This window comes from Streptomyces sp. NPDC002690, from assembly GCF_053592415.1.
In genome coordinates this window covers 22,720-30,349 of record NZ_JBSFVR010000048.1, presented here as the reverse complement: position 1 = coordinate 30,349, position 7,630 = coordinate 22,720, and the positions used below count along the sequence as shown (strand labels likewise).

7 protein-coding genes are annotated in these 7,630 nt (G+C 71.5%); 5 read left to right on the top strand and 2 right to left on the bottom strand.

All coding sequences use genetic code 11. The features are described 5' to 3' along the window. Positions 1-170 precede the first annotated feature (170 nt). The 3 genes from ACWD3D_RS09710 to ACWD3D_RS09700 all read left to right on the top strand — a co-directional run bounded on the left by ACWD3D_RS09710 (position 171) and on the right by ACWD3D_RS09700 (position 3,234). Positions 171-1,106, top strand: coding sequence for an ABC transporter ATP-binding protein (locus tag ACWD3D_RS09710; RefSeq protein WP_451460366.1), 936 nt, complete (start codon positions 171-173; stop codon positions 1,104-1,106). Positions 1,107-1,360: 254 nt separating this feature from the next. Continuing rightward, a complete protein-coding gene (locus ACWD3D_RS09705) occupies positions 1,361-2,047 on the top strand; it encodes an ABC transporter permease (protein ID WP_451460368.1) in 687 nt (228 codons plus the stop codon). Next, complete coding sequence (locus tag ACWD3D_RS09700; protein WP_451460365.1) at positions 2,044-3,234, top strand: sensor histidine kinase; 1,191 nt, start codon at positions 2,044-2,046, stop codon at positions 3,232-3,234. The genes ACWD3D_RS09705 and ACWD3D_RS09700 overlap by 4 nt, the downstream gene beginning before the upstream one ends. Before the next feature lie 158 nt (positions 3,235-3,392). On the opposite strand, the gene ACWD3D_RS09695 is transcribed toward ACWD3D_RS09700, so the two are convergent. After that, entirely contained in the window at positions 3,393-4,220 is an 828-nt protein-coding gene (locus ACWD3D_RS09695; protein WP_451460364.1) for a hypothetical protein, read from the bottom strand. A gap of 583 nt (positions 4,221-4,803) precedes the next feature. Here ACWD3D_RS09695 and ACWD3D_RS09690 point away from each other — a divergent pair. Then, positions 4,804-5,421 carry a response regulator transcription factor gene (locus ACWD3D_RS09690; RefSeq protein ID WP_451460363.1) on the top strand — a complete coding sequence of 206 codons (618 nt, stop codon included), beginning with the start codon at positions 4,804-4,806 and terminating at the stop codon, positions 5,419-5,421. 95 nt (positions 5,422-5,516) lie between these two features. On the opposite strand, the gene ACWD3D_RS09685 is transcribed toward ACWD3D_RS09690, so the two are convergent. Further along, entirely contained in the window at positions 5,517-5,975 is a 459-nt protein-coding gene (locus ACWD3D_RS09685) for a MarR family transcriptional regulator (RefSeq protein WP_451460362.1), read from the bottom strand. 131 nt (positions 5,976-6,106) lie between these two features. Here ACWD3D_RS09685 and ACWD3D_RS09680 point away from each other — a divergent pair, with 131 nt between their 5' ends. Beyond that, on the top strand, positions 6,107-7,561 hold the full coding sequence (locus ACWD3D_RS09680) for a DHA2 family efflux MFS transporter permease subunit (RefSeq protein ID WP_451460361.1): 1,455 nt from the start codon (positions 6,107-6,109) through the stop codon (positions 7,559-7,561). Positions 7,562-7,630: the final 69 nt, after the last annotated feature.

Genomic DNA, 7,630 nt, shown 5'->3' with positions numbered 1-7,630 from the left:
GTGTCGTATCCGTGGGGCCCCCGGCCCCGGGCGGGACGCGCCTTGCGGGCCGCGGCTTGCGGGCGGCGGCTTGCGGGCGGCGCCGTCACCCGTGCGGTATGACATCTGTCATCCCCGATCACAGCCCGCCGACCCTGCTGGGGCGGCCTCCGTTCGGCGAGGCTGTACCCATGACAACGACAGCCACCGGAGCGACCGCCGCAGCCACGGCCGTGGTCAGCTTCGACCAGGTCAGCAAGGCGTACGGCGACGTGCGCGCGGTCGACGCACTCCACCTCGACCTGTACCCCGGCGAGACCGTGGCGCTGCTCGGCCCCAACGGGGCGGGGAAGTCCTCCACGCTCGACCTGCTGCTCGGGCTGCGGACGCCGGACAGCGGCACGGTCCGGGTCTTCGGCACCACCCCGCAGGCGGCCATCGCCGCCGGGCGGGTCGGCGCGATGCTGCAGAGCGGCGGGCTGATGGAGGACGTCACCGTCGAGGAGATCGTCCGGCTGGCGTGCAGCCTGCACCCGCGTGCGTACCCGGTCGGCGAGGTGCTGGCACGGGCGGGCATCGCGTCGATCGCCGGCCGCATGGTCAACAAGCTGTCCGGCGGCCAGGAGCAGCGGGTGCGGTTCGCGCTCGCCACCGCCGGGGCCGGCGACCTGATCGTGCTGGACGAGCCGACCACCGGCATGGACGTCACCGCACGGCAGGCGTTCTGGGCCACCATGCGCGAACAGGCCGACCAGGGCCGTACCGTCCTGTTCGCCACCCACTACCTCGAAGAGGCCGACGCGATCGCCGACCGCGTCCTCGTCCTCCACAAGGGCCGGCTGCTCGCCGACGGCACCGCCGCCGAGATCAAGGCCAAGGCGGGTGTCCGCAGGATCTCCTTCGAACTGGAGGGCACGATCGACGAAGCCGCGCTGCGCGCCCTGCCGTTCCTCTCCACGCTGGACGTCACCGGCGACCGGGTACGCATCCAGTCGCAGAACGCCGACGCGACCGTCCACGCGATCTACGGCCTCGGCGTCTACCCGCGCGCCCTCGAAGTCACCGGACTCGGCCTGGAGCAGGCCTTCGTCGCCATCACCGAGGCCGAGGAGGCCAGAACCGCATGACGAACGAGACGAACCCCACGATCACCGAGACCACCCCGACCACCGAGACCACCCCGACCACCGAGACCACCCCGACCACCGCGGCCGTGACGGCCACCGCGACCCCGACGCCCGCCGTGAGCGCGGCCGGCGTCGCCGACGCGCGGGGCGGGAAGCGGGCTTCGGCCGCCAAGGCCAGGGTGAGCTGGGCGACCCTCTTCTCCTGGGCGCTGATCCGGCTCGAAGTGACCCGCACCCTGCGGAACAAGAAGTTCATGTTCTTCTCGATCCTCTACCCGTCGGTGATCTACCTGGCGGTCTCCAGCACCCAGAACACCACCGGCACGGTCCCCGGCACCGAACTGAGCATGCAGGCCTTCTTCATGGTCGCCATGGCCTCCTTCGGCGCACTGACCGCCGTGCTCATGGGCAACAGCGAACGCATCGCCAAGGAGCGCGAGAAGGGCTGGGTGCGCCAGCTCCGCCTGACCGCGCTGCCCGGTCACGCCTACGTGCTGGGGAAGATCGCCAGCGCGGCGATCGTCACCCTGCCGTGCATCGTGGTCGTGTTCGTGGTGGCCGCCGGGGTCAAGGGCGTACGGCAGGAGGTGTGGCAGTGGTTCGCGCTGGCCGGGGTCATCTGGGCCGGATCGCTCGTCTTCGCCGCCCTCGGGGTGGCCATCGGCTACCTGGCCAGCGGTGACGCGGTCCGCCCGATCACGATGATCATCTACTTCGGTCTCTCGATCCTCGGCGGACTCTGGATGCCCGCCTCCACCTTCCCCGACTGGCTCCAGAACATCTCCCGCTGGCTGCCCACCCACGCGTACGCTGCGCTGGGCCAGGTCATCGAGACCGGACACGCCCCGCACGCCCGGGACGTCCTCCTGCTCTGCGCCTACTTCGTGGTCTTCGCGGGCAGCGCGGCCTGGCTCTACCGGAAGGACACCCTGAAGGCGTGAGCGACGACGACACCTGGGTGGGCATCGGGCGCCCGCCGGTCAACCGCCGCCAGATCGGCATGAAGCTGCTCTGGATCTGCATCTGGCTGGCGTTCATGAGCGCCCCGGTGAAGGACCTCGCCGACGGCGGCCACACCGGGTGGGGCACGGTGCTCGGCTCCCTCGGACTGGCCGTGTTCGTCGGCGTCTACCTCCGCCTGGTCTTCCGCTACACCTCCCGGTCCCCGATTCCGGCCCGGGCGGTGGGGCTCCTCACCGTGCCGGTGACGCTGGCCGTGCTGACCGTACTGGCGACCGTCCTCAGCCTGACGCTCGGGCTTCCCTGGCTGGTGCTCTTCGTCTACGTCAGCGTCTCCGTCGGCGCCTGCCTGAGGCTGCGGGCCGCGGCCTGGCTGATCCCGGCGGTGACCGCCCTGATGGTGGGGCTCGGCCTCGCGATCGGTGGTGACGGGGCGCGAGGGCTGATCGTCGCCCTGATCCCGCCCGCGCTGCTCGTCGGCTTCGCGATGACCGGCGTAAGACAGCTGGTCCGTACGACGGTCGAACTGCGCGAGGCCCGCGCCACCGTCGCCCAACTCGCGGCCAACGAGGAACGGTTGCGGCTCGCCCGTGATCTGCACGACCTGCTCGGCCACTCGCTCTCGCTGATCACCCTGAAGAGCGAGCTGGCCGGGCGGATGCTCCCCGGCCATCCGGACCAGGCGGCCCAACAGGTCGCCGACATCGAGCAGGTCAGCCGGCAGGCCCTGGCGGACGTACGCGACGCCGTCACCGGCTACCGCCGGCTCACCCTCGCCGGCGAACTCGCCGGAGCCCGTACCGCGTTGGCGGCGGCGGGCATCGCCGTGGAGGTTCCCACCGCCACCCCGGCCCCGGATGCCCTGCCCGAGGGTTCCGAGGAGGCCCTCGCCTGGGGGCTGCGGGAAGCCGTCACCAACGTCGTACGCCACAGCGGGGCCAAGACCTGCGCCATCGACCTCACGCCCCGGCAGACCCTCGCCGGACGGTTCCTGGAACTCACCGTCGCGGACGACGGCCGGGGCGGGGCGGGCATCACCCCCGGCAACGGGCTCACCGGGCTCCGCGAACGCCTCGCCGCCGTGGACGGCACCCTCACCGCCCGCCCGGCCGACACCGGCCGGGGCTTCCGGCTCACCCTGAGCGTCCCGCTGGGGACGCGTCCCTGAAGCGTGCTTCGGAAGTGGCGTAGTCCGGCCGGCCGGGCAGACGGACGGACGGGCGGACGGGCGGGCGGGACTTTCGAAACGTGCTTCAGCACGTCGTTCATGGTCCGGGGCCGGAGCTCCGTTCAGCCCCTGGGCCGGCCCCGAGGTGGAAGATCGAGTCAGCCGCGGCGCGGTTTCAGCTTCTTGAGGATGGCAAGCGCCTTCTGTGCGAGCTCGCGCCTCCGGCCTGCTCCGGCTTCGGCACCGGCTCCGGCACCGGGTGCGGGCAGGCTTACTGTGCCCGCATTGCGCCAGCCCGCGGCCTGCTGGACCAGCCTGCTCAACAGCTTGTAGAACTCCGACGACGTGTCGGCGTTGTACGTGTCACACAGGACCAGGGCGTGCGACAGCACACCGTCGTACTCGTGATAGGGCCGCGGACGCATGTGGTTCAGCAGCTTCTCCCTGAGCGGCTCCTGGACGTCCGGGCTGAGACCCGACGTGGGAAGTGCCGCGGCGAGGCGGGTGGCGCCGTCCATGACGTGGTCCATGAACTCCATGCGCTGAGACACGGGGAGCTGGCCCATGCGTGCGTTCTGGACGTCCTCCTCGCGCCCTGGCGTTTCCCTCTCCATCCGCGCCCGGGCCTCGTCGCCCAGCGGGGGTGCCGAGTAGTTCAGCATGTCCGCGTCGTACGCCTCCTGTACCCCGACGTGCGTCAGCTCGTGGACCAGGGTCGCGATGCGGTCGCGTTGGTCCAGGTCGGCCCCTCCGAAGGTGACCTGGTATCTGTCGTCCCCCGCCCTGACGGTGTTGCCGCCCCGCCCGCCCGGGCCGGTGTCGGTGATGGCGACTCGGTCCAGATAGGGCAGCAGCTCGTCCAAGAGCCGCTGGACTTCGCTGAGTTGCGTCTGTTCCCGGTAGGCGCGCAGAAGTGCCCGGTCGGCCTCGGTGGTGTCGAACTCTCCCGATCCGCCCGGCTGGTTGGCCGACGACGAGCTCTCCATGCGCTGCACCACCGCGATCTGCGGCTCCACCGGGGTGTGCCGCGATTCCGGGTGTTGTGCTGTCGCCGAGCTCCGCGGCTCTCCCATGTCCTGCCGCGCCGCGGCCCGCTGCGTCGCCACACGGGTCGCCGCGGCGTTCCCGCCGCGACGCTGGATGTCCCGCATTTCCCGCGCCGCCGCGCCGCCACCACCGGTACTGCTCCCGGACCGCAGCGGCGGGTTGCTCCGCGGCTGTCGCCGTACCTCATGCCGCTCCGGCCGCTGGCCCGTGTCTCGCACCCTGCACCTCTCACTCGATGACGAAAGGAGATCCCTGCAAAAGACCCCGTCATGTCCCTACCGCCACTGGCCGGGTCATGGAACGGTCGAAGGGGCAGAATCCCGGGCACGGAGGACTGCCTGAAGATGGCCCCTTGGTCCTTCGCCCGCCCGGTCACTCGGGTTGCCCGGTCGCCAGGGTGGCCCGGTCCCTCGGTGGCCAGGGGCGGGCCCGGGACGGCCCCACCCCGGATCGAGGGCGCTCGCCGCCGCACCCCGGCGCGAGGGGGCGAAGCCGGCCGGGAGGGGCACTAAAATCGCCGGAATGAGCGAGAGCGTGATCCGACTCCTCCTCGCCGAGGACCAGTCCATGGTGCGGGAGGCCCTCGCCGCGTTGCTCGGGCTCGAACCCGACATCGAGGTGGTGGCCCAGGTGGCGCGTGGCGACGAGGTGTTGGACGCCGCCCGCGCGCACGCCGTCGACGTGGCGCTGCTGGACATCGAGATGCCCGGCATGACCGGCATCGAGGCCGCCGGGGTGCTGCGCCGCGAACTCCCGTCCGTGAAGATCGTGGTGGTCACGACCTTCGGCCGTCCCGGTTACCTCCGCCGCGCGATGGAGGCGGGCGCCGACGCCTTCCTGGTGAAGGACGCGCCCGCCGCCCAACTCGCGGCAGCGGTACGGAAGGTGATCGCCGGAGAGCGCGTCATCGATCCCGCCCTTGCCGCCGCCGCGCTCGCGGAGGGTGCCGACCCGCTGACCGAACGCGAACGGGACGTGCTGCGCGCCGCGGCGGACGGTTCCACCAACGCGGAGATCGCCGCCGCCCTCCATCTCTCGCACGGGACGGTCCGCAACTACCTCTCCACCGCCATCCAGAAGACCGCCGCCCGCAACCGCTCGGACGCGGTACGGATCGCGGCGGCCAAGGGCTGGTTGTAGGGCGCTGCCGGACCCGCCCGCCGGGCGGACGGCGTCACCTTCGAAACGCGCCCCAGGGCCGGTCGGCGCGGTGCCCGACGGCCCGGCCTCCCGCACTACGGACGCAGGTTGGCCAGCGCCTGCGGGGTCAGGTGCCTGGCGAGCACGGCCAGGGCGTCGGAGACTTCCTGGATGTGCTCCGGGGCGTCGGCGCCGAGCGCCCTGGCGAGCGCGTCGTCGATCGTGGTCGCCCGCACCTCCGTCACCCGGTCGGAGGGGACGGCGGACTGCCGGACCAGCATGCGGCGACGGTCCGCCGGGTCGGGCGTCGTCGTGATCGCGCCCGTGTCCTTGAGGCGGGCCACGGCGGTGGACACCTGACTCTGCGGCAGGCCGGTACGCGCGGCGATCTCGCCGACGGCGCTGTCCGGACGGGCGGCGATGTCGCTCGCCACGATCAGTACGGACCGTACGGAGCCGGGGTGGCGCCCACTGCCGCCCTCCGGTTCCGGCATGGCCTCTTCGCCGATCTTCATCAAGGTTCGGCCCAGCAGGAACAGCTCGACTCCGTTCATGCCCCCACATTACATCCATCTGGATGCATCAATCTTGATGTATCTGTATTGATGTATCTAGTTGGCTGGAATAGGTTCGGGGTGGGCCTCCGGAGATGCCGGGACGGCCCCCGGTGAAAGGGGTGGACCCCGTGCGGACCTGGCGCGCGAACCCGTGGGCAGTCCTCGTGACGCTCTCCCTCGGCTTCTTCATGACCCTGCTGGACCTGACGATCGTGAACATCGCCATCCCGGAGATGATCGACGGGCTCGGTGCCTCGCTCGACCAGACCCTCTGGGTGGTCAGCGGCTACGCGCTGGTCCTGGCGGTGTCGTTGATCACCGCGGGCCGACTCGGCGACCTGTTCGGGCCGCGCGATCTCTTCGCCTCGGGGGTGGTGGTCTTCACTCTGGCGAGCGTCGCCTGCGCGATGGCGCAGGACCCCGTCCAGCTGATCGCCGCCCGTGTGGTCCAGGGCCTCGGTGCCGCCTTGCTCGTACCGCAGACGACGACCCTGATCGTCTCGGTCTTCCCGGCCGCCCGGCGTGGAACGGCCATGGGGATCTGGGGCATGGTCGCCGGTTTCGCCACCCTCTCCGGACCCACGGTGGGCGGCGTCCTGGTCTCCGTGGCCGGCTGGCGCTGGATCTTCCTGGTGAACGTGCCCGTCGGCCTGGCCGCCCTCGTCCTCACCTTCCTGGTGGTCCCCGACCTGCGGCCCGGCCGCAGGCACCGTCTCGACGTGGTGGGCGTAACCATCGCGACGGCGGCTCTGTTCTGCCTGGCCTTCGGGCTCCAGGAGGGGGAGCGCTACCACTGGGGTCCCGGCGTCTGGGCGCTGCTGGCCGCCGGAGCCTCGCTCGTGGCCGGCTTTCTGCTCCATCAGCGCGGCAGGCAGGACCGGGAGCCCCTGGTTCCGTTCGCGCTCTTCCGTGACCGCAACTACACCGTCATGACCGTGCTCGTCGCCCTGGTGTCGATCGCCATGATCGGGCTGGTGCTGCCGTTCAACCTCTATCTCCAGTCGGTGCTGGGCCTGAGCGCGATCAAGGCCGGAATGGTGCTCGCCCCGTCCTCGCTGGTGTCGATGACCATCGGCCCGTTCGCCGGACGGCTCTCCGACCGGATGGGAGGCAAGTACCTCCTGATGGTTGGACTGACGCTCTATGCCACGGGGATGGTCATGATCGCGCTGATCGCGGGGGCGGCCACGCCCTGGTACGCGTTCGTACCGGCGACCGTGGTCACCGGCCTGGGAGTCGGCTGCGTGGTCGCCCCGATGTCCACCGAGGCGATGCGGAACGTCCCGCCCGCGCTGGCCGGTGCCGCTTCGGGCGTCAACAGCACGTTCCGTCAGATCGGTTCCGTGGTCGGTGCGGCGGCGGTCGGTGCTCTGCTGCAGACCCGGCTGGCGGCCCAACTGGCCAACGGGCTCACGTACAAAGCGGCGTTCGTCGCCACCATGCCTGTCGCCACCGTGCTCCCGGTCGCCGTGGTGCTGGCCGGAGCCCTCGCTTGTCTGCTGGTACGCGACCACCGGCGGGTCCGGCCCACGGAGTCGGTACCGGCCCCGGCCGGCGCCCCGGCGGTCACGCCCGGCGGGTGACAGGGGCGGCATCGGCCCGGCGGGTGACCGGGACGGCATCGGCCTGGCGGGCTGGTCGGCCCGGTCGTC

Coding starts and splice junctions, on each gene's coding strand:
- ACWD3D_RS09710 (WP_451460366.1), top strand. CDS start 171: ATGACAACGACAGCCACCGGAGCGACCGCCGCAGCCACGGCCGTGGTC.
- ACWD3D_RS09695 (WP_451460364.1), bottom strand. CDS start 4,220: ATGGAGAGCTCGTCGTCGGCCAACCAGCCGGGCGGATCGGGAGAGTTC.
- ACWD3D_RS09690 (WP_451460363.1), top strand. CDS start 4,804: ATGAGCGAGAGCGTGATCCGACTCCTCCTCGCCGAGGACCAGTCCATG.
- ACWD3D_RS09685 (WP_451460362.1), bottom strand. CDS start 5,975: ATGAACGGAGTCGAGCTGTTCCTGCTGGGCCGAACCTTGATGAAGATC.
- ACWD3D_RS09705 (WP_451460368.1), top strand. CDS start 1,361: ATGTTCTTCTCGATCCTCTACCCGTCGGTGATCTACCTGGCGGTCTCC.